The organism is Streptomyces thermoalcalitolerans, assembly GCF_039525155.1.
GTDB classification, from domain to species: domain Bacteria; phylum Actinomycetota; class Actinomycetes; order Streptomycetales; family Streptomycetaceae; genus Streptomyces; species Streptomyces thermovulgaris.
Genome location: NZ_BAAAHG010000038.1, coordinates 39,827 through 62,743 on the forward strand (window position 1 = coordinate 39,827; position 22,917 = coordinate 62,743).

The window sequence follows — 22,917 nt, forward strand, 5'->3', positions numbered from 1 at the left end:
CTTGCGACCGGACTCCAGGGCCATAGCGTGCAGGATATGACAAAACGCCACACCGCTCTTCTCCTGAGCGCCGCCGTGCTGACCGCCTCGACGGTCGCCGTCGGCCTGCCGCACGCGCACCCCAGGACCTTTCTGGTGTCCCCGGGAGAGTCGATCCAGAAGGCAGTGGACTCCGCGAAGACGGGCGACACCATCCTCCTGGCGCCCGGCATCTACCACGAGAGCGTCAAGGTGACGAAGCCCGGCCTGACCCTGCGCGGCGCGGGCCGCGACACCGTGCTGGAGCCGGCCGCCAAGGCCACCGGCGACTGCGGCGAACGCGGCAACGGCATTTGTGTGGAAGGAAGCAAGGACAAGCGCCTGCAGGGCGTCACCATCGCCGATCTGACCGTGGCCGGCTTCTCCCACGCGGGCGTGATGGCGCTCGACACCGACCGGCTGACCGTACGCAATGTGACCGCCGAGAAGAACAAAGTGTGGGGCCTCGCCGAGGAGCGCTCCGTCCGCAGCCAGTACCTGAACAACACCGCCCGGGGCAACGGCGACGCGGGCATCTTCCTCGCCAACACCATCACCGCCGAGGAGGGCGCCTTCTACACCGGGGGGACCAAGGTCGCCCACAACCGGCTCGAGAACAACCGGATCGGCGTCACCGTCCGCCGGCTGCGGGACCTCACCGTCGCCGCCAACGAGATCACCGGCAACTGCGCCGGCGTGTTCGTCGTCGGCGACGAGAACAAGCCGAAGGCCGGTGACCTGACCGTGAGCGACAACCAGGTCGTGGAGAACAACAAGTACTGCGCCGCGACCGCCCGGCTGCCCTACCTGCAGGGCTCGGGCATCGTCCTGACCGGCGCCGAGGACACCCTCGTGACCCGCAACACGGTCGTCGGCAACTCGGGCAAGTCCCCGCTGTCGGGCGGCATCGTGCTCTTCAAGAGCATGGTCGGCGCCACCAGCGAGAACAACCGGATCCACCACAACGCGCTGCGGGGCAACTCTCCCGCCGACCTGGTCAACCAGGAGAACACCCAGCACAACAACACCTTCCGGGGCAACGCCTGCCGGGCCTCCACGCCCGAGGGACTGTGCTGAGACCGTCACTCCCCCGAACCCGACCGAACCCGACCGAACCCCACGGGGACCGACAAGGAAGGAAAGGCGGCAGATGACGACCGCTCAGTCCGCCCCACCACCGTCCATGCGGCTCAGGGAGCTCGCGTTCGGGGCGGCATGTGCCGCCGCCCTCCGCGCAGCCGCCCGGCTGGGTGTGGCCGACGTGCTCGGCGACACCCCCATGTCCGCGGAGGACCTCGCCTCCGCGGTGAAGGCCGAACCGAAGCCGCTGCGCCGGCTGCTGCGCGCCCTGACCTGCTATGGCGTCTTCGCCGAACAGCCCGACGGCACCTTCGCGCACACCGACATGTCCCGGCTGCTGCGCGAGGACGACCCGAACAGCCTGCGCTACATCACCCTGTGGTGCACCGAGCCCTGGACCTGGGACGCCTGGCCCAAGCTGGACGAGGCGGTGCGCACCGGCCGCAACGTCATCCAGGACCTGTACGGCAAGGAGTTCTTCGTCCACCTCAACGAGGACGCCCCCGAGTCGGCGGACGTCTTCAACCGGGCCATGACGACCTCCAGCAGGCAGTCCGCCCAGGACGTCGCCGCACTCCTCGACCTGTCCGGCGCCTCCTCCGTCGCCGACATCGGCGGCGGCCAGGGCCATGTGGTGGCCAGCCTGCTGGAGAAGCACCCGCACCTGCACGGCACCCTGCTGGACCTGCCGCGCGTGGTGGAGAACGCCGACCCCCGGCTGCTCGAGGGCGGTCCGCTCGCGGACCGGGTACGGATCGTGCCCGGCGACTGCCGTGAGGCCATCCCCGTCAAGGCCGACGTCTACATCATCAAGAACATCCTGGAGTGGGACGACGACTCCACCGCCCACTGCCTGCGCAACGTCATCGACGCCGGCGGGCCCGGGGCGCGTGTCGTCGTCATCGAGAACCTCGTCGACGACACCCCGTCCATGCGGTTCAGCACCGCCATGGACCTGCTGCTCCTGCTGAACGTCGGCGGGGCCAAGCACACCACCGACAGCATGGTCGAGCGGCTGAAGGCGGCCGGACTGACCATCAACGACATCAGTCCCGTCAACCCCTATCTGCACGCCTTCGACTGCACGGTGCCCGCCTGACGGAAACCGGACAGGGCTGGAGAAGGCCCCCCTCTTCTCCAGCCCCTTTCCGTCCCCTCTTCCTTCCCTCTTCCTTCCCTCTTCCTTCCCTCTTCCTCCCCCTCGCCCCGCTCCCCTTCCCCCTCCCTCTTCCTCCTCCGCACGTTCCTTCTTCACTCTCCCCCTTCTCCCCTTCACCCACCGGCCGCCGGACCCGCTGCATCACGGGTCCGGCGGCCGGAGACCGTCCGTGAGGGAACCGGACGGCATCGGGAGGGTGGCTCAGTCGCGCTCCCACAGGTAGAAGCGGTGCGCCATGGCGTCCTTCGGCGAACGCCAGGTCTTGGGGTCGTACGCGCTGACGTACGCCGACAGCTGCTCGCTGATCTTCCGGAACTCCGGATGGTCCGCCACCGCGGCGACGGCCGGCCCCGGCTCCCGGTCCGCCTCGATCAGATGCAGGTACACATCGTGGAACTGGAAGAGGCTGCGCCGGGTGACACCGACCAGGTGCGGCAGTTCACCCCGGTCGGACTCCTCGAAGATCTTCGCGATGTCGGGGGCCGATCCCGGAGCCATCCGGGCGACGATCAGGGCCTGGTGCACAGTGTGTCCTCCGTCCGGCTCAGTCGGAGCTCAGGGCCGGCTCGGCCCCTCGTTCGGCTGCGGCCTTCTCGATCTTGTCGCGGATCAGCGCCATCTGGATCTTGGAGTTCTTGTTGATGTTGTCGGTCATCCAGGCGTCGTCGACCGGGGCGTCCGGCTTCATCTCGAAGTCCTGCGTCCAGATCATCCGGGTGCCGCCGGGCACCTCCTCGTACCGCCAGTGGATGTTCATGTAGGCGAACGGCCCGGTCTCCACCCGGCGGGCCCTGACCGTGAGCGTCTCCCGGTCCGGCTCACGCTCGGAGACCCAGCTCCAGACCTTGCCGTTCTCGTCGGGGTGCATCGTCAGCCGGAAGGTGCACTTGTTCCCCTCCCGCGACAGGATCTCCGCGGAGGCGTACTCGCTGAACAGCTGCGGCCAGCTCTCCACGTCATTGGTCATCTCCCACACCAGGTCCACCGGTGCGGCAATGGTGATCTCGTTCTCCGTGTGGCCGGCCATCTCACGCTCCTGCAGGAAGGGTGCTGTTGACGAGGTCGAGGAACTCCCGGGGCGTCTTGCAGCGCTCCGCGTCGGGCGGCATCGGCACACCGTGCCGGTTCTCCAGTTCGCCCACGATGCCGAGCAGGCCGAGCGAGTCGATGCCCATCTCCTCGAAGGAGACGTCGGGGCGCTCCGCCAGCTCCTGCGGACTGACGGCGACACCGGCCGTCTTCTTCATGAGTTCGGACAGTTCTTCCACGGTGATGCGGTCACTCATGCGGTTCCTCTCCTTATTGCTCCCGTTGCTCCCGTTGCTCCCTTGCTCCCGCTGGTCGCTCCCGCGCCCGGTCAGGTCACGTCGGCGGCTCCGTGCCGCAGAACCAGCGCCGAGTTCGAGCCCATGAGCCCCCGGCTGAGGACCAGCGCCGTCTCCACCCGCGCGGGACGGGCACGACCGGTCACCAGATCGAGGTCATGGCAGATGTCGAAGACATTCGGGGTGGGCGGGATCAGCCCGTGCTCCATCGCCAGGACCGCCGCCACCGTGTCCAGCACCGGCGCCGCGCAGTACGCCCGGCCCGTACCGGTCTTCGGTGCCGTCACCGGCACCCGCCGCCCGTGCGCGCCCAGCGCGTCGCCGATGGCGAGGGCCTCGGCCCGGTCCGCCTCGGGCACACCCAGCGCATCGGCGAAGACGACGTCGACCTCCTCCGGGGCGCATCCGGCCTCGGCCAGCGCCCCGCGGATCGCCTCCGCCAGCCCTTCCCGGGACCGCTCCCAGCAGGAGGCCCCGGTGAACGTCGCCGCGTGCCCGGCCAGCGTGGCCCGGACCGGCACTCCCCGCTCCCGGGCCGCGCCCAGCTCCTCCACGGTGAACATCGCACCGCCCTCGGCCGGCACGAATCCGCACGCCGCCTCGGTGAACGGCCGGTACGCCCGCGCCGGATCGTCCACCGGGCTCAGCTCCCGGTACCCGAGCTGGCAGACCATCGAGTACGGAGCCAGCGGCGCCTCCGTCGAGCCCGCCACGATCACATCCGTGCCGCGCTGCACGGCCCGCACCGCGTGCGCCAGCGCGTCCAGGCCGCCGGCCTCGTCGGCGGCGACCACCGAGCACGGCCCCTTGAAGCCGCGGCGGATCGAGATCTGACCGGTGCTGGCCGCGTAGAACCAGGCGATCGACTGCCAGGGGCCGACATAGCGGCTGCCCTTGCCCCACAGCTTCTGCAGCTCCCCCTGGCCGAACTCGCCGCCGCCGGAGCCGGCCGCGGTGACCACGCCCGCCGAGAACGGCCTTCCCTCGGTGTCCGCCCGGCCCAGCCGGGCGTCCTCGAGAGCGGCGTCGGCCGCGGCCATCGCGAAATGCGTGAACCGGTCCGTCTGGACGATGTAGCGCTCCTCGATCACCGCCGACGGATCGAAGGACCGGACCTCACCGGCCACCTTCAGCGGCAGGTGCGTGCAGCCCTCACGGGTCACGCGGTCCAGGACGCTCACACCCTCCTGGGTGGACTTCCAGAAGGCCTCGGTGCTCGTTCCATTGGGCGCGATCACACCGATACCGGTGACGACGGCCCTCCGCCTGGGGGGTGCGCTCATCGTGTCCTCTCCCTCTGCCGGGTCAGGATCACCGCCGACTGGAAACCGCCGAACCCGCTGCCCACGGAGAGCACACTGTTCAGCTTCCGCTCGCGGGCCTCCCGCGGGACGTAGTCCAGATCGCACTCGGGGTCCGGGGTCTCGTAGTTGGCCGTCGGCGGAACGACCTGGTGGGCCAGCGCCAGCACACAGGCCACCACCTCGATCGCCCCGATCGCCCCCAGTGAGTGCCCCACCATCGACTTGATGGAGCTCATCGGCGTGTCGTAGGCATGAGGGCCCAGCACCCGCTTCACCGCGGCCGTCTCGTGCCGGTCGTTCTGGCGTGTGCCGGAGCCGTGCGCGTTCACGTAGTCGATCTCCGTGGGGTCCAGACGGGCGTGGTCCAGGGCGACCTCGATCGCCTTCGCCATCTCCAGGCCCTCACGGGTCAGGCCGGTCATGTGGTAGGCGTTGCCGAAGGTGGCGTAGCCGGTCAGTTCGCAGTACACATGGGCGCCGCGGGCCCTGGCGTGCTCCAGCTCCTCCAGGACCAGCACCGCACCGCCCTCGCCCATGACGAATCCGTCACGGTCGTTGTCGAAGGGTCGGGAGGCGTGCGCGGGATCGTCGTTGTTCGGCGACGTGGCCTTGATCGCGTCGAAGCACGCCATCGTGATCGGCGATATCGGCGAGTCCGACGCCCCGGCTATGCAGATGTCCGCCCGGCCCTCCTCCACGGTGTGGAAGGCGTATCCGACCGCGTCCAGCCCGGAGGTGCAGCCCGTCGAGACCGTCTGCACCGGGCCGCGTGCCCCGAACCGCTCCGCCACCGTCGACGCCAGCGTGCTCGGGGTGAACGCCCGCTCCAGATACGGCTGGGCCCGGTGGTGGTCCACGTCCCAGCGCTCACCGCGGTGGCTGACCAGGACGTAGTCGTGCTCCAGACGGGTCGTGCCGCCCACCGCCGTGCCCAGGGAGACCGCGACCCGCCACGGGTTCTCCCGCTCCAGGTCGAGGCCCGAGTCCTGTATCGCCTCCTCACCGGCCACCAGCGCGAACTGGATGTACCGGTCGCAGCGCGCCACCTGCTCCTCGTCCAGCCCCGCGGCCAGCGGATCGAAGTCGCACTCGGCGGCGATCCGGGACCGCAGGCCGGACGGGTCGAAGAACGTGATGCCCCGCGTCGCCGTCCGTCCGTTGGCCAGCAGGTCCCAGAACGCAGGGGCGCCGATACCGCCCGGCGCCACCACGCCTATGCCGGTGACCGCCACCCGCCGGGTCATGACCGTGTCTCCGCCGCGCCGGCTTCCGCGGCGGCCGCCACCGGCACGGCCTCGACGCCTTCCGTGTCGACATGGCCGAGCTCCGGGCGCGGCGCCAGCGGCCCCAGATGGAAGACGATCCGCGCCTCCACCTTGCCCACATTGCGGAACCGGTGCCGCATGTACGCGGGGATCAGCAGCGCCTGCTCCGGCCGCAGCGGATGCGGCTCGCCGTCGAGGTCCACCTCCAGCTCACCGCAGACGACGTACACGAACTCCTCGGAGTACGGGTGGTAGTGCTCGCCGATGCGATCGCCGGGCTGCACGATGGCCACGCCCATGAAACCGCTGGTGGAACCGACCGTGGTCGGCGTGAGCATGGCACGCAGATCGCCTCCGCGCTTGACGTTGGGCTCGATCTCGCTGAGATCCACGATTCGGGGTCGGGGTTTGGTCACGTCGTTCCTCCGGTGGTGTGCTGCGTCGACGGGGGTGCCTCAGGCGTCCGGTGCGGACCGGCGGTCGGTGATGAGTTCCATGCGGGTCAGGGAGAGCAGCCGCTCCGGGTCGGCGTCCTTTCCGGTGGCGCCCTCGTCGAGCAGGGTGGTCAGTTCCGACACCTGCGCGGAGTCCCGCAGCCCCAGGGCCAGGGCCGGGTCGACGGCCTTCAGACCGCCCCGGACGTCGATCAGCCGTACGACCACGTCGTCCCGCTCGAACACGGTGCTGCGCAGCACCGGGCTGCGCGGATCGTCCGCCGCCCGCTCGTCGTGCAGGGACAGCTGTTCGGCCAGCTTCATGCCCATGCCGGGCCGCGCCGGGTAGAACAGGGCGTGCCGCTCGGCCTGCTCGTCCTTCTGACCGACCGTCACGTGGTGCACCGCGGGCAGCGCCGCCCGTGTGAAGAACACCCGCGCGGACTCCGGGTCGTTCAGGTCGCGGTCCTGCTCCAGATACGGGTTGATGGCCTCCTCCACCTCCCGGATCTCCGGCTGCCGGGCCACATGCCGCAGCGCCGCCAGCAGGTCCCCGCGCACCTCGATCGCCCGCACCACCCGGTTGCCGTGCATGAACAGCGAGGTCCGGCACAGCCGGGTCGTGTCGTCGACCTGCGCCTTGGGCGACTTGTAGTTCGCGAGGATCTCGGCGACCTTCCGCTCGCTGCCGGGCTTCACCGTGAAGGTGAGCGCGTGCCGGATCACGCCGTCACCGATCCGCGGCTGGGCCTGCAGCCGCCGCCCGGCGGCCGCGGCGGCGGCCGCCTTCTCGCCGCCGGTCTCCCGCACGATGTGGAACCGCAGCGACCGGGTGTCCCGGATGCAGCTGTGCATCGGCTCCACCATCCGCACGTGCTCCTCGCTGTTCACCCAGGCGAGGAACGGCGGGGCGCTCTCCCACTCGCTGGTGATCAGCCACTGGGACGGGTTCTCGATCGACTGGCACAGCTGGTCGCTGATGTGCCCCGGAACCGAGGCGACCTGGTTGCACAGCTGTTCGTACGCCTCCAGAAACTGCTGCTGGGCACCGTCGTAGACATCCACCAGCAGCACCACCCGGAGCCGGGACCCGTCGAAGACGGACTGGGACACGGTTTTCGAGGTCTGCTGCCTGCTCGGGTCTGAAACACGCTCAGAGATGGCGGTCATCTGCGTACGTCTCCTTGGCGGGGGCTCGTCCTGGGCGGGGCTTGGCGGGGCTTGGCGGGGCTTGGCGGGACAGGGAGAACGCCGGCCGCGGATGACGCGACGTCAGCGTGATCCCGATCCTGTGCCGGTACGGGACGGTCCGCGACTCGTGTGCACCACCCGGGTGATCACAGGGGTGATTGAGCCCGCCGGCGCACGCGAACCGGCCCCCGACCGGGCAAGGAAACTCCGATGCGCCCCACAGGCCGCGCCCCCACCCGCACCCCGCTCCTGGAGGCATCGATGCACCACAAAGCCGACCACCAGGTACCCGTCCTCATCGTCGGCGGTTCCCTGGTGGGCCTGTCCACCTCGCTGTTCCTCGGCCGCCTCGGCGTACCGCACATGCTGGTCGAGCGGCACTCCGGCACCTCCATCCACCCCCGTGGGCGCGGCAACAACGTGCGCACCATGGAGCTGTTCCGGGTCGCCGGCATCGAGCCCGAGATCAAGACGGCCGCCTCACTGCTCGCGGACAACCACGGCATCCTGCAGACCCCGACGCTGGTCGGCGACGCCGGCGAATGGCTCTTCAAGCACATCGACCCGGGCGGCGGCCTGGCCCGGTTCAGCCCCACCACCTGGTGCCTGTGCAGCCAGAACGACCTCGAGCCCGTCCTGCTCGCCGGCGCCCGCCGGCTCGGCGGCGACCTGCGCTACTCCCACGAGCTGGAAACCTTCGAGCAGGACGGCGAAGGGGTCACCGCGGTCGTACGGAACCGGGACACCGACGAGCAGTACACCGTCCGCGCGGCCTATCTCGTCGCCGCCGACGGTCCCCGCAGCCCCGTCCGCAACCGCCTCGGCATCGGCCAGAGCGGCCCCGGCGACCTGTTCGCCAACGTCAGCGTCACCTTCCGCTCCAAGCTCCTCGCCGATGTCGTCGGCGACCGCCTCTTCATCTGCTGCTACCTCACCAACCCGGAGGCCGACGGAGCCCTCCTCCCCATCGACAACAAGGAGCACTGGGTCTTCCACGCCCCCTGGCACCCGGAGCGCGGCGAAACCCTCGACGAGTTCACCGAGGACCGCCTCACCCGGCACATCCGCCGTGCCGTCGGCGTCTCCGACCTCGATGTCGAAATCACCGGAAAGGCATCCTGGCGAGCCGCCGAACGAGTGGCCGACAGCTACGCGGTCGGGCGTGTGTTCCTCACCGGGGACTCGGCCCACGAGATGTCCCCCACCGGTGCCTTCGGCTCCAACACCGGCATCCAGGACGCCCACAACCTCGCCTGGAAACTGGCCGCCGTCCTCGACGGCTGGGCCGGTCCCGCCCTGCTCGAGACCTACGACACCGAACGCCGCCCGGTCGCCACGGCCACCAGCGCCCGCGCCTCCGCCCGTTCCGTCGAGCACAGCCACCCCGGCTTCGCCCCCGCCCCCGGCGTCGGCGGCGCCAAGCGCGGCAGCATCCTCAACGTCGTCCTCGGCTACCGCTACCTCCACGGCGCCGTCCTGGGCGCCGACCCGGACCAGGAGGTCGTCCCCGACGCCCTGCGCCTGAACGGCGACCCGGGCACCCGGGCTCCCCACCTGTGGGTCCGGCACGAGGGCGAGCGGATCTCGACCCTCGACCTGTACGAACGCTCCCTGGTCCTGCTGAGCGACGCCCGGTCGGCGACGGACTGGCACACGGCGGCCCGGAGCATCGCCGAGGCCGACGGCACACGCCTGGTCTCGTACCGGTTCGGCGCCGAGCTGACGTACGCCCCGCAGGACGACGGGTCCGGCACCGCACCGGACTGGGCCCAGGCCCACGGCACGACCTCCGACGGAGCGGTGCTGGTCCGCCCGGACGGCTTCGTCGCCTGGCGGGCGGCAGGCGCCGTACCGGACGCCGAGGCGACGCTGCGCCAGGTCGTACGGACACTGCTCAGAACCGCCTGAGCTGCTCAGAACCGCCTGAACCGCGAAGACGGACGGACGGTCAGGTCAGGAGGGTCACCCGCGGCGCGGGGGCGACGCGGGTGACCTGCTCGACCGGACGGACCTCCGCCGTCCGGCGTCCGGCGCACGCAACGGACCGTGACAGCCGGCCTCTCATGCGCATGTATGCGCGGGGATAGGTTCGGGGCATGACCGGCGACTGGCGTACGCACCGGATCGAGGCGGCTCTGCGAGGCGAGAACCCCACCGTCCTGCGACGGCTCGAGGCGGGCTTCGCGGTGCTCGGCGACGTGCAGTTCCTGCCGGGCTACTCGGTCCTCCTGGTGGACGAACCGGGTGTGCGACGGCTGTCCGACCTGCCGAGGGCCAAGCGGCTGTCGTTCCTGTCCGACATGGACCGGCTCGGAGAGGCGGTCGAACGGGCCTGCCGCCGCCTGGACCCCGGCTTCCGCCGGGTCAACCTGGAGATCCTGGGGAACAAGGACCCGTTTCTGCACGCCCACGTCTGGCCCCGGTTCGCCTGGGAGCCGCCCGAGCTGGTGAGCAGGCCGGTGTGGCTGTATCCCCGTGACCGGTGGAGCGACGAGCGGTTCCGGCTCGGTCCGCGGCACGACGTGCCGCGCGACGCGATCAAGAGCGAGCTGGACCGGCTGTACTCGGCGCCCTGACGCCATGGACACGCCTCCCGGGCCGGCCCTCCCCCCCTGCCACGGCACGGAACGGAACGGAAACGGAAAAAGCCAGGTCAGAGAGCGTCTGACCTGGCTTTTCTCAGAGCCCCCTGTCGGACTCGAACCGACGACCTACGCATTACAAGTTGTCCGATCTTGGTCCGAGGACGTCCGTGAGCGTACGCGGGATCGGTTCCTTGCCTGCTCAGCAGGTGTTCCAGACGTCAGGAGACAAGGGCGGACGCTCACGGAACAAGCAACGACTGAGACCGGAACTGAGACCGCGGCGACAACGCTCCCTGGCCAGAGGCCGGCTGCCGCTGCTTACGTCGCCGTCGTGATCCGCATCTCTCCCGTGTGGGGTATTGGGCACACCTGTGTCAAGCTGGTAGTCGGAACCACCCTAGGGAAGTGAGGAACTGATGGCGGAGACCGCCAGGGAGATCGCCGACGAACTGCGCGACCGCATTCGTTCGGGCGAGCTGCGCCCCGGTGCTCGGCTCCCCGGTGAGCCCGCCCTTGTTCGGGAGCACGGGGTAGCCAAGGAGACGGCCCGTCGGGCTCTGACCCTGCTGGTGACTGAAGGGCTGGCTGTCCGACGCAAGGGCAGCGGGACGTACGTTCGGGAGTTCCAGCCGATCCGACGGGTCGCGAACGAAAGGCTTTCACAGGAGCGATGGGGCGGAGGGCGTTCCATCTGGAGTGCTGACATAGGCCAGCGGTCGATGACGGTCACCGAGCTGCGGGTTTATGAAGCGCCGGCACCGGATGACGTGGCCCGGATCCTCGACCTGGAGGACGGCGCACGCGTAGTAGTCCGCGATCGGCTCTTCGCCGTGGAGGGTGAGCCTGTGCAGGCCGCCGTCTCCTACCTCCCGGCCGACTTGGTACGGGGGTCGGCGATTGCTCAGGAAGACACCGGGCCGGGCGGCACGTACGCGCGCCTCGCTGAACTCGGGGCGAAACCGGTTCGGTTCGTGGAGGAACTGCGGGCGCGGATGCCGAGTCAGGACGAGTCTGAGCGACTGCATCTGGCCGAAGGGACTCCGGTAGTGGAGATCTACCGCACCGCCATTACGGAAGACGGCAAGCCGGTAGAGGTGAACAGGATGCTCCTGGACGCCGGCGTGTACGTCATGGAGTACCGCATCACGAGCTGACCGGAAAGCGCGTTACCCGAGAGGGCCCGCCACAGGCGGGCCCTTTTCGTATGCCCGACACCTGTTGACCTCCCTAGGGAGGAGTGCTTTAAATATCCCTAGGGAGGTTGGCCGCCCGGGGAGCCCATAGGGGCTCATCCGGCGTGCGCGGACTCTCAGGGCGGACACGCTGCAAGACCGCCCGACAAGGCCAGGGGACAGGGCTTCGGCCCGACTGGCGAGGTGGCCCGGTGACCGCGAGCAACGGCCGGAGGGTGGGGACACAGGTCCCCCTTGCAGCAGTCCTTGTCCGCTTCGAGTGAGGAGAGATCCGGTGAGTCGACGACATCGACAGGCGCCGCCGTGAGAGGGACCGGTCGGCGGCGCCTGCACAACCCCTTCGCGGTCCCTTCCCGGCCTCACAGCACAAGACGCCACGGCCGGCTGCCTCTCCCGCCCGTCTGTCCCGCGTACTGCGCGTGGTCATACGGGCGGGAGCGCGGGGAGCCGGAGCCGACTCCAACGGCAAGCGGCCCCCGGGACGCCCCCCGGGAGCCGCGTTCGGGCCGTTCCATCTGTGAGAGGAACACGACCCAATGAGCCACATCGTCACCGTTCAGGACGCTGTTACCGCGTTCGCCGACTGGATCGAGCCGACGACCGCGGAGCTGGACGCGATCGAGGAGGAGATGCCCACGATCCTCGCGGACATCGACCTGCTCGACGCGCAGATCATCACCCTGGACCGCACGCCGACCGAGCTGGATGTCCACCGTATCCGCCGGGCCCGCCGCCGGGTGCTGGCCGCGCGCCGGGCGCTGGCCAACCGCACAGCCGGCGCGAGCCTGCCGGGAGGTGCGGCATGAACCGCACACTCACGACGGTGCGGACCGGGATGCTGCCGACCGGTGCCGCCGTTCACGGCTGGACGCCCGGAGATGAACGTGTTCACGCAGAGGCTGTCCGACAGATGATCGCGTTCACGGCGGACGACGCCGTGAGGGATCGCCGCCGGATGCCGACCTCTAGCCGTGAGCGGATCGGGGGCGGGTCGTGAACGGTATCCACAGCGGTGCTCAGATCCGTTCAGCGGAGCGCGCGTTGTCGGTGGGCACGTGGCTGATCGTGTGCGGCGCCATGCTGTACTCGGTCCTCACCGTCACCCCGCTGATGGCCGCCCATACTCCCGATGAGTGGGACTGGACGGCGCCGATCCTGCCGCTCGTGGTCGATGCCGCGGTGGTCATCGTGGTCCGTCTGGACTCGGTGCTGGCCCGGCTCGGCGAGCGTGGCGGGCGGTGGCCGGTCACGCTGCGGTGGATGACCGGCGTCATGACTCTGGCCCTGAACACCGCAGACTCCGCGCTGAAGAAAGACCTGGTGGGCGTGGCCGTGCATGCGGTGGCGCCGCTGCTGCTGATTGTCACTGCGGAGACCGGGCTGGCCTACCGCCGCTCCATTGCCGCTGCGGTGACGGCACTGGAGGAGCGGCAGCGCGCCGAGCGCGAGCGGATCGAGCGCGAACGCCGTGAACGCGAGCGTGAACAGCGCGAGCATGAAGCCCGCTTGGCTCGTGAACAGGCCGAGCGAGAGGAGCGACGCTGGCTGAAAGAGCAGGAGTTGCAGGCTGCCCGCGAGGCTGCGGAGCGGGCCGAGCGTGAACGGCGTGAACGCGAGCGTGAACAGCGCGAACGGGAACGTGAACGCATCGAGCGGGAGGCCGCCGAACGCCGTGAGCGGGAACGCCGCGAGCGCGAGGAACGTGAACGCCGTGAACGCCAGGCCCGCGCAGAGCAGGCCGAGCGTGAACGCGCCGCGCTGCTTGCCCGCGGCCCGGCCACGGGCAAGCTCCCTGAAGACGAGGCCCGCCGAATCGTGGCTGCCGCCTTCACAGCTGGGCTGCCTGTACGGCAGACGGCTGAGCTGTGCGGCTGGTCGGTGGGGTGGGTGTCCGCCCGCTACGCCGAACATCGTGCCCCGGCTGCGGGCGGGGCTGAGCTGGCGATTGCGAGCCGCTGATGGCCGCCGTCCCGGTCTATCCATGGCGGCTCGCCCCTGACGGTCTGGCCACCCGCCGGCAGCTTCGCGCCCGCGGGCTGCGGCCGGGCGGCCAGGCCGTGGCCGCCCAGCTCGAACGCCCACGCCGCCGCCGCGGCCCGCTGGTCGCCTACCTCTACCGCATCGACCTGGCCAAGCCCGTCCGGCCCATGACACCCGCCAAGCAGGCCGCGCTGGCCAGGGCGAACGCCGCACGACGCAGGTGCCCGGAATGCCGCCGGGATGCCGGATATGTCATCCCCACCTCACTCGGCATGTGCGTCACCTGCGCCTTTCCCGAGGAACAACGCGCCGCCTGACCCCTTTCCATCACCCCTTCGTCTGCTCCGAGAAGGAGTTGTGCTGTGTCCAGTCGTACCCGTGCTCGCGGCGTGAAGACGGCCGCGAGCGTGCACACCGTCCACATCCCGCGCCGGCGCGGACGCCGCAGCGCGCAGCCGTTTGTGATCGTCGTCCCCGAACGTCCCTCCCTGGCCCGCGAAGCGCTCAGCGTGCTGGGTGGCCTGCTGTGGCGTTTCCGCGGTGCGCTCGCTCCGACCGGGCTGGCGCTGCTGGCTGTGCCCGTGACTGCTGTCCTGCACGCGATCGCGTGGTGGTCCGGGCTGCTGCTCGCCCCGGCCGCTGGGGCGCCGCTGGTGTGGCTGGCCGTCATACAGCGCCGTCGGCCCGCCCGTGCTGCGGTTCTGGCCTGGCGTGCCGGGCTCGCCGCCCTGGCCGGCGTTGCCTGCGCCTGGGTGGCGCTGGCGGCCGGGTTCGGGCCGCTGGCCGGGCCGCTGGAGCTGCTGTGGCTGCTCACCTGGCTGACCGCTCAGACCGCCTGGCTCATCGTCCGCCGCACGCACTGACCCGAGGAGGTCTGCTCTGATGGCAACCCCGACGCGCAACAGCACCGCCAGCGGCGACGGCAAGGGCAACAAGTTCGCTAACGCGGGCGCCGCCGCCGGCGGGTTCATCGGTGGTCTGGGCAGTTCGTTCGCCCCGCCGATCAACGTCAGCGTCAACCGCACGACCCACAACCACGGCGGCGGCAGCGGTGGCCGGGACGGGCGCCCGCATGCCGAGGCGCTGCTTCCGTCTCCGGAGTTCACCTCGCCGGCGCAGGTGCGGCAGTACTGCAACACGCTGCGGGCCGCGGCGGTGGCGCTGTCCATCGAGGTCGCGATGGGCGCGGAGATCCTCAAGGGCGTTCTTACGGCCGTACCCGACCCGCAGGGCCGCGCGTTCGGCTCCCGGGTCCGGGCGCAGAAGGTCGCGCGCAAGCTGCAGCGTTCGGCTGACGCGCTGCGGGACGCCGCGAAGAACGCTGCCGCCTGCTACGCGACCTTCCAGCAGGAGTACGAGGAGGAGATCAACCGGGTCCGGCACCGTGCCCGGCGCCCGCAGGTTCCCCAGATCAACTGGGCTGAGCAGTAAGGAGGCTCAAGGTGGCTGAGCGCACTCAACAGCAGCAGCTTGCCGAGCTGCTGGAAGCCCAGCTCCAGGGCGGCTCCAGTGCCGGGGGCGTAGGCAGGTACCTGCTGCACCGGGCCAAGCCCCACCTGCCCCCGTGGCTCGGGTGGGGCGTCACCGGCATCGCCGGCGCACTCGGGCACTGGCGGTGGGCCGACAGCGCCGCCGCCGGTGTCGGGCTCACCCTCGCTTCGGTGGCACTGACCGGCGCGACCTGGTGGGCAGGCCGCTCCACCAGCCAGCAGCGGCGCCTGCACTCGGCTGTCACCGTGGCTGCCGGCTCCGCCTGGCTGACCGCGGCCTGCCTGGCCGGCCCCACCACCGGCCCCATCGACGACCTGTACCTGATGGGCGGACCGGCCCTCGCCCTGTCGTGGAACATTCGCATGGTCCTGCGCCACACCCCCGACCCGGCCGCCGGGGAGAGCGGGGACAAAGGCCTGCTGGAGAAGGTCGGTCTGGCACGGGCGCAGATCGGCACAGCGAAGGTGGAGCCGAACCGGGTCACCGCACCGCTCGCGCTGGAGGCCGGGGAGCAGACCAACGACGACGTGACGAAGAGCCTGGCCCGGATCGCCTCCGCGCTGGACCTGCCGACCTCTGCCGTCCGCTACACCCCCAGCCCGGATTCCGCCCGCCGCGGCGAGCTGGTCATCGTCCCCGAAGACATGCTGGCCGAGGTGGTGGAGTGGGAGGGACCATCGAACCTGGGCGGATCGATCGCGGAGCCGCTCAACATCGGCCGCTACGACGACGGCGCCCCGCTCCTGCTGTGGCTGCCCGGCGACCCGGAGGCAGGCCGCAACTCCACCCACCTGCTCATCGCTGGTGGCACCGGCTCCGGCAAGGGGGATGCGGCGCTGAACCTGCTCACCGAGATCCTGTCCCGCAGGGACGTGATCGTGTGGTTCTCCGACCCGAAAGCGTTCCAGGACTTCGCCCCATTGCAGCCGGGCCTGGACTGGGCCGCGGAGGGCGGCACGGACACCGAGGTCATGGTGGCCGCCGTCCAGGAGGTCATCCCCGCCCGCACCCGCTGGCTCGGCGCGCACGGCTACCGCCAGTGGGTGCCCGCCGCGGCGCAGGTGCAAAACGGCCCGGAGCACACCTGCCGCCCCGACGGCCGCCCGTGCGGCTGCCCCGGCATGCCGTTCCTGGTCACCTGGTTCGAGGAAGCCGCCAACACCCTCCGGGCCCTGGGCGATGACGCGTTCACCGGCATCGCCCAGGAGGCCCGCTCCGCAGGGATCTCGCTGATCGTGTCCCTTCAGCGGCCGTCCTACGACCAGATGTCCACCAGCACCCGCGCTTCCCTGCCCTCCGTGATCGCACTCGGCTGCAACCCACGGGACGAGGGATTCTCCCTCCCGGATGAAGTCCTGGCCGCAGGCGCTCACCCCGGGGCGTGGGGCAACCGGCGGCCCGGCTACTGCTACGTCGTCTCTCCGGGCATTCCGGAAGACCGGTACGCCTCCCCGGGGCGCACCCGCCGCTTCACCCACCGGGCCGTGCCGGTCATGGAGCTGCTGGCCACCTGGGCCCAGCGCAACGGCGCCACCGCCGACCCGGTTACTGCCGGCGCCGCCCGCAGCGTGGCCGGCACCGCCTACACCGGCCGCCCCGCCGATGAGCCCACCGCACAGCCGGCCACGCTGCGGGCCGTCGAGGAGGACACCGACATGGAGCACGCCGGTCTGCTCGTGGACCCCGAAGACGCCGACATCGACCCCGAGGCCGATCTCCCCGACGACCAGCCCGGCGACGACACCCCGGTCTTCGGGCAGGAAACCGGCCGCAAGCCGTCTCCGGAAGAAGCCCGCCGCCTGTTCGCCCAGGCACTGGAACAGTTCGAGCGCGAAGGCCGGATGATCGTCGGCCCGAAGGACTTCACCGACTGGTGCGACGCCCACAACCTCTCCCGCTCCTGGGTCTCCCTCCGCCTGAAGGAGGCCGCCCAGGAAGGGCGTCTGGAGGCCACCAACACCACCGGACGGTGGCGCATCATCCCCGCCCTCGCAGCCGCGTAACGGCCGTAACGGTTACGGCCGCCTAACACCCAAACCCCTAGGCAGGCGCGCCGTTACCCGCTCCTAACAGCAGCCCGTCACGGCGCCTAACACCTGCCCCTCACACGCCCGCAGGCCCGCCCACCGCACCCTCGCGCGGGCCTGCGGGCGCTTCCAGGAGGAGCCGTGAACCACCCCGAACAGACCACACCGCTCCCGGTGCATCGCCCCCAGCCGCTCACCCCCCATGCGGCGGCACCGCTCGTACCGGTACAGCCGACCAGCCCGCCCACCGTGGCAAGCGTCGTCCTGCCCGACGGCCGCGTCGTCACCGGCTACGCCATCGAACCCGTCAAGCCCGACCCGGCCCCCGCCAAGCCGCCCGTCTCTCGCACGGCGGTGAACATCGCCCTCGGCGGCGTCGGCTTCCTCGCCGTGTGCGGCGGGCTGTTCCTGCTGACCGCGTTCATCACCGCCCTCACCGCGCTGATCACCCAGCTCATCATCCTCGCCGCCGTCATCTTCGGCGGCTGGATCGCCACACAGGTGTTCACCACCAGCAGCCACAAGGGCGGGACCACGGTCCACATCCGCAAAGCCGTCATCAAGCGCAACCACTTCCACAGCTGACCAGGAAGGCAACCGCTGTGCTGCGACTGCGTATCCAGCTCACCAACTGGCCCCGCCGCGCGCTGGTCCTCACCGACACCCCGCGGCCCCACTGCCCGAAGTGCCGCGGGGAGGGCGGCGCCAACCGCGACTACGGCGACCCCGCCACCGGCGAATACGCCGGCACCGAGTGGGAGCCCTGCCCCTGCTGGAACGAAAACCGCCGCTGGGTCCTGCTGCCGCTGCCGCACCGCCCCTGGCGTACCTCGCCCGGCGGCTACAGCGACGAACCCCCGTTCTGACCTGCAAGGAGAGCTGTGTTCGAGATCCGCGTCATCTGTGAGCCGGACGACGCCGACCGCGTCAGCGCTGCGCTGGCCGCCGCGTTCAACACCGGCCCGGCTCGCCAGTACCCGACCCGCGACGGTCGGCGCACCCGGCTGTACGTCACCGCCGACCACCGCCCGGACTTTGAAGCGTGGCCCACGCCGGATGAGGCGTACGCGCTCGCCCCGAGCATCGTCCACGAGATCGGCTGGACCGCCCAGGCGGCCGTCGACACGCCGTTCGGGCAGGCCCTGGGCCGCGAGTACTGGCTGCGCAAAGCCGCGCTGCTGGACCGCATCGCCCTGCAGGACGAGGAAGACGGCCTCACCGACGGCCTCACCAGCGATGCCGCCGACGCAGCCATCGAGGCCGCCCGTCGGCTCATCGCCCACGACCGGGACAGCGAAGGCGGCTGCCACGGCGCCCCGTACCGGCCCGAACACCCGGCCACCGCCGCCGACCCGCGCGGCTACGTCCGCCAGGAATACGCCCACTGGGCCAAGACCCACCACTAGCAACGCCAAGGGCGGCCCCCACATCTCGCCAAAGACTCCGGGGCCGCCCTTGCCCAACCAGCACCCATGTAAGGAACTGGAGACATCCAGCATGACCCATAACCCTCGTTCTGCGCTGCTGTCCGCAGCGCTGGACGCCGCGGAGCGCGGGTGGCACGTCTTCCCGCTCCGGCCCGGCACCAAGCGGCCCGCCCTGCACGGTGAGAAGACCTGTCCCCGCACCGGCCCGTGCGCGCAGGGGCACCGCAGGTGGGAGCAGCGCGCCACCTGTGACCCGGACCGCATCCGGGCCGCCTGGGCGCGGGCGCCGTTCAACGTCGGCATCGCCACCGGCCCCTCACGGCTCGTGGTGGTCGACCTGGACGTGCCCAAAGACAAGGGAGGTAAGGGCAGTTCGGACGCGCCTTGCGGCGCGGCGGCCTTTGCGGCGCTCTGCGAGCGCGCCGGGCACGCCGTCCCCGCCACCTACCGCACCCGGACCGCGCGCGGTGGGGAGCACCTGTACTTCACTGCCCCGCCCGGCCTCCGGCTGGGCAACACCGCGGGCACCGTCGCTCCGCTGGTCGACACCCGCGCGTGGGGCGGCTACGTCGTCGCCGCCGGCAGCACCACCCCCACCGGACCGTACGAGGTGCTGTGCGACTCGGAGGCGGCCGTGCTGCCCGCATGGCTGCTGAGCATCCTGCAACCTGCTCCCGCGTCGTCCGTGGGGCCGCTGCGGCTACCCGTGGTGGACGGCAGCCGTGCGGCCCTGGCCGCGCTGAAGGCCGAGTGCGCCGTGGTCGCCGCCGCACCGGAAGGGCAGCGCAACATCACGCTGAACCGGTGCGCCTTCAAGGTGGGGCGCTTTGTGGCGTGGGGCGACCTGCCCCGGCACGTGGCCGAGGAGGCCTTCCAAGCGGCAGGCGAGGCGCGGGGACTGACCGCGGCCGAGTGCCGCGCCACGATCCGCAGCGCCCTGGACAGCTCCATCCGCAAGGCCCGGCCCCGGGAGGCGGCATGACCACCCCCCACCGCCCCCGCTTGGAAGGCCAACCCCAACCCACCGTCGGCCCGCACCCCGCCCAACCGACCGCACCCGAGGCGGCCGTGGGCGAGCCGAAAGGCGCCGCCCGCAAGGGCGTCCTTTCTGCTTTTCCCCGCTCGAAGCGGTTCCCGGCCGGCGGCGTGCACCCCGGTACCGACCCGACGCCGGAACAGCCCGGCATCCGCATCTACGCCCCGCCGGTCTACCGGCACCACGACGACGGCGCCCGCTGGTCCAAACGGCACGGAAACACCCCCACCGCCGCCTACGCCTGCCCCTGCGGCCAGACCGGCACCGCCACCGGACCGCAGGCCGTGGCCGCCCTGGTCACCGAGTACGAAGCCCACGCATCCGGCTGCACCAAAAGCCCCACCACGCTGGAACGGAGGAACGCCGCATGACCACCGTCATCGACGGGGCCGCGCTGCTGGACGAGGTGGAAGCCTTCCACCGCCGCTTCAACGTCTTTCCCACCGAGGCCGCCTACGTGGCCGTCACCCTGTGGGACGCCCACGCCCACCTGCTCGACTGCTTCGACTCCACCCCCCGGCTCGCCTTCCTCTCCCCCGAACCCGGCTCCGGAAAGTCCCGCGCCCTGGAGATCGTGGAAACCCTCGTGCCGCAGCCGATGGTCGCCGTCAACGCCTCTGCCGCCGCCCTGTTCCGGGCCGTCTCCGGCACCGAGGGACGCCCCACCATCCTGTTCGACGAGATCGACACCGTCTTCGGCCCCAAGGCCGGCGACAACGAGGAGCTGCGCGGCTTCCTCAACGCCGGACACCGGCGCTCCGGCGTCACCTACCGGTGCGTGGGCGACGGCTCCAGCCAGAGCGTGCAGGCCTTCCCCTCCTACTGCGCGGTCGCCATGGCCGGTCTCGGCTCCCTGCCGGACACGATCCTGACCCGCTCGGTCATCATCCGCATGCGCCGCCGCGCCCGGAACGAGCACGTGGAGCCCTACCGGCAGCGCGTCCACGAGAAGGAGGGCCGCGCGCTGCGCGACCGGCTCGCGAAGTGGGCCGATACCGTCCGCGACGCCGTGGAGGGCGCCTGGCCGGCGATGCCCGAAGGCGTCACCGACCGGCCCGCCGACGTGTGGGAACCCCTGCTCGCTGTTGCCGACGCGGCCGGCGGCGCCTGGCCGGAGCGCGCCCGGGCCGCCTGCGTGGAGCTGGTGGCCGCCGCCGCGCAGGACGATGAGGCGTCGCTGGGCGTGCGCCTGCTCACCGACCTGCGCGACACCGTGTTCTGCGGCGCCGACCGCATGCCCACCGCCGCCATCCTGGAGTGCCTGCTCGCCATGGACGACGCCCCCTGGGTCGACATCGGCGGCAAGCCGCTCACCTCCCGCGGCCTGGCCCGGCTGCTCAGCCAGTACGTCACCGCGGCCAACAAGCCCATCAAGCCGCGCCCCATCCGCACCCCGGGCGGCGCGGTCCCGCGCGGCTACTACGCGGAGGACCTGGCCGACGCGTGGGCGCGGTACTGCCCCCCGCCCCCCGTCAGATCCGCTACATCCGCTACATCCGCTACACCGCAGGTCACCGGGGGCGAATCCGTAGCGGATGAACTCCCCGGCATCCGCTACACGCCCACCGAAACCGCTACGTCCGCCACCGGCGACGGCCCGGCGTAGCGGCACCAATCCGCTACACGCCACGCATCCGCTACAGAAAACAGGCCCCTGACCTGCGCTGTAGCGGATGTAGCGGATGTAGCGGATTCCAGAGAAGGAAGCACTGAGCCCGAACAGCCCTGACCGAGGAGATCACCCGGATGAGCACAGCCACCACTGCGCCTGTCGATCGGCTGCTCTACACGCCGGATGAGGCCGCCGAAGCGCTCGCCATCGGCCGTTCGACCCTCTATGAGCTGATGGCCGCCGGAACCCTGAAGTACATCAAGTTGGGCCGCTGCCGCCGCATCCGGCGGACGGACCTTGAGCGGTACGTCGCGAGCCTCGCCCCGCTGCCCAACTGACCCCCGCACAACCGAGGCGGCCCCGGACCTGCGCGTCCGGGGCCGCCTCTCGCATGGAGGAGTGCATGAGCCCCCGCAAAGCGAACATGGAGTCGTCCATCTACCTGGGCAGTGACGGTTGGTGGCACGGCCGCGTCACCATGGGCGTGAAGGACGACGGCAGCCCCGACCGGCGCCACCGCAGGGCCCGGACCGAGGCAGAAGTACGGCGCAAGGTCCGTGAGTTGGAGGCACTGCGCGACAAGGGGCGGGCGCCCAAGGCTGGTCGCAAGCCGACCGTGGAGGAGTGGATGACCACGTACCTCACCGACATCGCGTCCCTGAAGCTGAAGCCCCGGTCCCTGGACGACTACTGGTCCAAGACCCGGAACGACATCATCCCCGGCATCGGCAAGCACCGGCTGGACAAGCTCGAGCCGGAGCATTTGGAGCGGATGTACCGCGCCATGCTCGACGAGGGGCACGCCCCTTCCCACGTCCTCAAGGTCCACCGGATCCTGTCCCGGGCCTTGAAGATCGCCCACCGCCGACGGCTGATCGTCGAAAACGTGGCCACCCTCGTGGACCCTCCGACGGCCGACGAGCCCGAGGCGAACCCGTTCACGTCGGAGGAGGCCAGAGCGTTCCTGGAGGCGGCGGCCAAGCGGCCCACGTTCATGCGCTGGTGCGTCGGCGTCGGCATGGGTTTCCGGCAGGGTGAGACGCTGGGCCTGCGGTGGTCGTACGTCGACCTGGACAGGGAGCTGTTCTACCCCGAGTGGCAGCTCCAGCGGCTCACATGGCGCCATGGCTGCGAGGACCCGCATGCCTGCGGCGCCCGGTTCCACCGGTTCGAGCCCTGTCCGCCGGACTGCACCGCCCACAAGGGCTACAAGCGGGGGTGCCCCGAGCCGTGCCCGAAGGACTGCACAAAGCATGCCCGCGCCTGCCCCCAGCGCAAGGGCGGGGGTCTCGTCTTCACGCGGCCCAAGACGAAGAAGAGCAGGAACGCCGTGCCCATCCCCCCGCCGTTCATTCCCTACCTGCGAGAGCACAAGGCGCGGCAGGAGCAGATGCGCGCGGCGGCCGGCGAGCTGTGGCAGGAGCACGACTTAGTCTTCAGCAGGCCAGACGGGCGCCCGCTGGACCCGCGGCAAGACTGGGAGGAATTCAAGGAACTGCTTGCGGAGGCCGGGATCGAAGACCGCCGCCTGTACGACGGCAGTCGCCACACCGCCGGCACGGTCCTGAACGAACTTGGGGTGGACATGCCGACAATCATGGAGATTCTGCGGCATACCCAGATCAGTCAGACCCGGCGGTACGTAAAGGGCCGGTCGCATCTCTCGAAGGATGCGATGCGCCGCGTGGGCGACTACTTCATGCCCCGTCCGAGACCCACAACTGAGACCAGAACTGAGACCAGGGACAGCCGAGCGGAGCGCGCCCGCCGCCGTCGCCGTATCCGCTGAA

At 70.8% G+C, this 22,917-nt stretch carries 26 protein-coding genes; 19 read left to right on the forward strand and 7 right to left on the reverse strand.

What is annotated here, in order from left to right:
* Positions 1 to 36: 36 nt before the first annotated feature.
* Together ABD224_RS20525 and ABD224_RS20530 are read left to right on the forward strand one after the other, a co-directional pair.
* Positions 37 to 1,095: a right-handed parallel beta-helix repeat-containing protein gene (locus ABD224_RS20525; protein WP_344051983.1), complete on the forward strand. Its 1,059-nt coding sequence runs from the start codon at positions 37 to 39 to the stop codon at positions 1,093 to 1,095.
* 73 nt (positions 1,096 to 1,168) lie between these two features.
* A complete protein-coding gene (locus ABD224_RS20530; RefSeq protein ID WP_344051985.1) occupies positions 1,169 to 2,197 on the forward strand; it encodes a methyltransferase in 1,029 nt (342 codons plus the stop codon).
* Positions 2,198 to 2,458: 261 nt separating this feature from the next.
* On the opposite strand, the gene ABD224_RS20535 is transcribed toward ABD224_RS20530, so the two are convergent.
* From ABD224_RS20535 to ABD224_RS20565, 7 genes are all read right to left on the reverse strand, one after another.
* Positions 2,459 to 2,782: a TcmI family type II polyketide cyclase gene (locus ABD224_RS20535; protein ID WP_344051987.1), complete on the reverse strand. Its 324-nt coding sequence runs from the start codon at positions 2,780 to 2,782 to the stop codon at positions 2,459 to 2,461.
* Between the two features lie 19 nt (positions 2,783 to 2,801).
* A complete protein-coding gene (locus tag ABD224_RS20540) occupies positions 2,802 to 3,284 on the reverse strand; it encodes an SRPBCC family protein (RefSeq protein ID WP_344051989.1) in 483 nt (160 codons plus the stop codon).
* 1 nt (position 3,285) lies between these two features.
* Complete coding sequence (locus ABD224_RS20545) at positions 3,286 to 3,543, reverse strand: acyl carrier protein (protein ID WP_344051991.1); 258 nt, start codon at positions 3,541 to 3,543, stop codon at positions 3,286 to 3,288.
* Positions 3,544 to 3,614: 71 nt separating this feature from the next.
* The gene (locus tag ABD224_RS20550; protein WP_344051993.1) at positions 3,615 to 4,865 is read right to left on the reverse strand and encodes a beta-ketoacyl synthase N-terminal-like domain-containing protein; all 1,251 of its coding nucleotides are present in this window, start codon (positions 4,863 to 4,865) and stop codon (positions 3,615 to 3,617) included.
* The gene (locus ABD224_RS20555) at positions 4,862 to 6,130 is read right to left on the reverse strand and encodes a beta-ketoacyl-[acyl-carrier-protein] synthase family protein (RefSeq protein WP_344051995.1); all 1,269 of its coding nucleotides are present in this window, start codon (positions 6,128 to 6,130) and stop codon (positions 4,862 to 4,864) included. The genes ABD224_RS20550 and ABD224_RS20555 overlap by 4 nt, the downstream gene beginning before the upstream one ends.
* On the reverse strand, positions 6,127 to 6,543 hold the full coding sequence (locus ABD224_RS20560) for a cupin domain-containing protein (RefSeq protein WP_425581023.1): 417 nt from the start codon (positions 6,541 to 6,543) through the stop codon (positions 6,127 to 6,129). Before ABD224_RS20560 ends, ABD224_RS20555 begins: the two co-directional genes overlap by 4 nt.
* A gap of 63 nt (positions 6,544 to 6,606) precedes the next feature.
* On the reverse strand, positions 6,607 to 7,755 hold the full coding sequence (locus tag ABD224_RS20565; RefSeq protein WP_344051999.1) for a SchA/CurD-like domain-containing protein: 1,149 nt from the start codon (positions 7,753 to 7,755) through the stop codon (positions 6,607 to 6,609).
* Positions 7,756 to 8,037: 282 nt separating this feature from the next.
* On the opposite strand from ABD224_RS20565, the gene ABD224_RS20570 reads away from it, so the two are divergent.
* From ABD224_RS20570 to ABD224_RS20650, 17 genes are all read left to right on the forward strand, one after another.
* Positions 8,038 to 9,684: an FAD-dependent oxidoreductase gene (locus ABD224_RS20570; protein ID WP_344052041.1), complete on the forward strand. Its 1,647-nt coding sequence runs from the start codon at positions 8,038 to 8,040 to the stop codon at positions 9,682 to 9,684.
* Between the two features lie 188 nt (positions 9,685 to 9,872).
* Positions 9,873 to 10,352 (forward strand): HIT family protein, encoded by a 480-nt coding sequence (locus ABD224_RS20575; RefSeq protein ID WP_344052001.1) that lies wholly within the window; start codon positions 9,873 to 9,875, stop codon positions 10,350 to 10,352.
* A 425-nt stretch (positions 10,353 to 10,777) separates the two neighbouring features.
* Positions 10,778 to 11,515 (forward strand): GntR family transcriptional regulator, encoded by a 738-nt coding sequence (locus ABD224_RS20580; protein WP_344052003.1) that lies wholly within the window; start codon positions 10,778 to 10,780, stop codon positions 11,513 to 11,515.
* Between the two features lie 575 nt (positions 11,516 to 12,090).
* The gene (locus ABD224_RS20585; RefSeq protein WP_344052005.1) at positions 12,091 to 12,360 is read left to right on the forward strand and encodes a DUF6284 family protein; all 270 of its coding nucleotides are present in this window, start codon (positions 12,091 to 12,093) and stop codon (positions 12,358 to 12,360) included.
* 187 nt (positions 12,361 to 12,547) lie between these two features.
* Positions 12,548 to 13,513 (forward strand): DUF2637 domain-containing protein, encoded by a 966-nt coding sequence (locus ABD224_RS20590; protein WP_425581020.1) that lies wholly within the window; start codon positions 12,548 to 12,550, stop codon positions 13,511 to 13,513.
* Entirely contained in the window at positions 13,513 to 13,851 is a 339-nt protein-coding gene (locus ABD224_RS20595; protein ID WP_344052007.1) for an RRQRL motif-containing zinc-binding protein, read from the forward strand. The genes ABD224_RS20590 and ABD224_RS20595 overlap by 1 nt, the downstream gene beginning before the upstream one ends.
* A 45-nt stretch (positions 13,852 to 13,896) precedes the next feature.
* Entirely contained in the window at positions 13,897 to 14,397 is a 501-nt protein-coding gene (locus ABD224_RS20600) for a hypothetical protein (RefSeq protein ID WP_344052009.1), read from the forward strand.
* Positions 14,398 to 14,416: 19 nt separating this feature from the next.
* Positions 14,417 to 14,965, forward strand: coding sequence for a plasmid transfer protein TraA (traA, locus tag ABD224_RS20605; protein ID WP_344052011.1), 549 nt, complete (start codon positions 14,417 to 14,419; stop codon positions 14,963 to 14,965).
* A 47-nt stretch (positions 14,966 to 15,012) separates the two neighbouring features.
* Positions 15,013 to 17,028 carry a plasmid transfer protein TraB gene (traB, locus tag ABD224_RS20610; RefSeq protein WP_344052045.1) on the forward strand — a complete coding sequence of 672 codons (2,016 nt, stop codon included), beginning with the start codon at positions 15,013 to 15,015 and terminating at the stop codon, positions 17,026 to 17,028.
* 165 nt (positions 17,029 to 17,193) lie between these two features.
* Complete coding sequence (locus ABD224_RS20615; protein WP_344052014.1) at positions 17,194 to 17,637, forward strand: hypothetical protein; 444 nt, start codon at positions 17,194 to 17,196, stop codon at positions 17,635 to 17,637.
* A 17-nt stretch (positions 17,638 to 17,654) separates the two neighbouring features.
* Entirely contained in the window at positions 17,655 to 17,918 is a 264-nt protein-coding gene (locus ABD224_RS20620; protein ID WP_067398843.1) for a hypothetical protein, read from the forward strand.
* A 15-nt stretch (positions 17,919 to 17,933) separates the two neighbouring features.
* Complete coding sequence (locus ABD224_RS20625) at positions 17,934 to 18,458, forward strand: hypothetical protein (protein ID WP_344052017.1); 525 nt, start codon at positions 17,934 to 17,936, stop codon at positions 18,456 to 18,458.
* Positions 18,459 to 18,549: 91 nt separating this feature from the next.
* Entirely contained in the window at positions 18,550 to 19,461 is a 912-nt protein-coding gene (locus ABD224_RS20630) for a bifunctional DNA primase/polymerase (protein ID WP_344052019.1), read from the forward strand.
* On the forward strand, positions 19,458 to 19,886 hold the full coding sequence (locus ABD224_RS20635; RefSeq protein WP_344052020.1) for a hypothetical protein: 429 nt from the start codon (positions 19,458 to 19,460) through the stop codon (positions 19,884 to 19,886). Before ABD224_RS20630 ends, ABD224_RS20635 begins: the two co-directional genes overlap by 4 nt.
* Positions 19,883 to 21,121 carry a DUF3631 domain-containing protein gene (locus tag ABD224_RS20640; RefSeq protein WP_344052022.1) on the forward strand — a complete coding sequence of 413 codons (1,239 nt, stop codon included), beginning with the start codon at positions 19,883 to 19,885 and terminating at the stop codon, positions 21,119 to 21,121. Before ABD224_RS20635 ends, ABD224_RS20640 begins: the two co-directional genes overlap by 4 nt.
* A 140-nt stretch (positions 21,122 to 21,261) precedes the next feature.
* Positions 21,262 to 21,465, forward strand: coding sequence for a helix-turn-helix domain-containing protein (locus ABD224_RS20645; RefSeq protein ID WP_344052024.1), 204 nt, complete (start codon positions 21,262 to 21,264; stop codon positions 21,463 to 21,465).
* 65 nt (positions 21,466 to 21,530) lie between these two features.
* Positions 21,531 to 22,916: a tyrosine-type recombinase/integrase gene (locus ABD224_RS20650; protein ID WP_344052026.1), complete on the forward strand. Its 1,386-nt coding sequence runs from the start codon at positions 21,531 to 21,533 to the stop codon at positions 22,914 to 22,916.
* Position 22,917 lies beyond the last annotated feature (1 nt).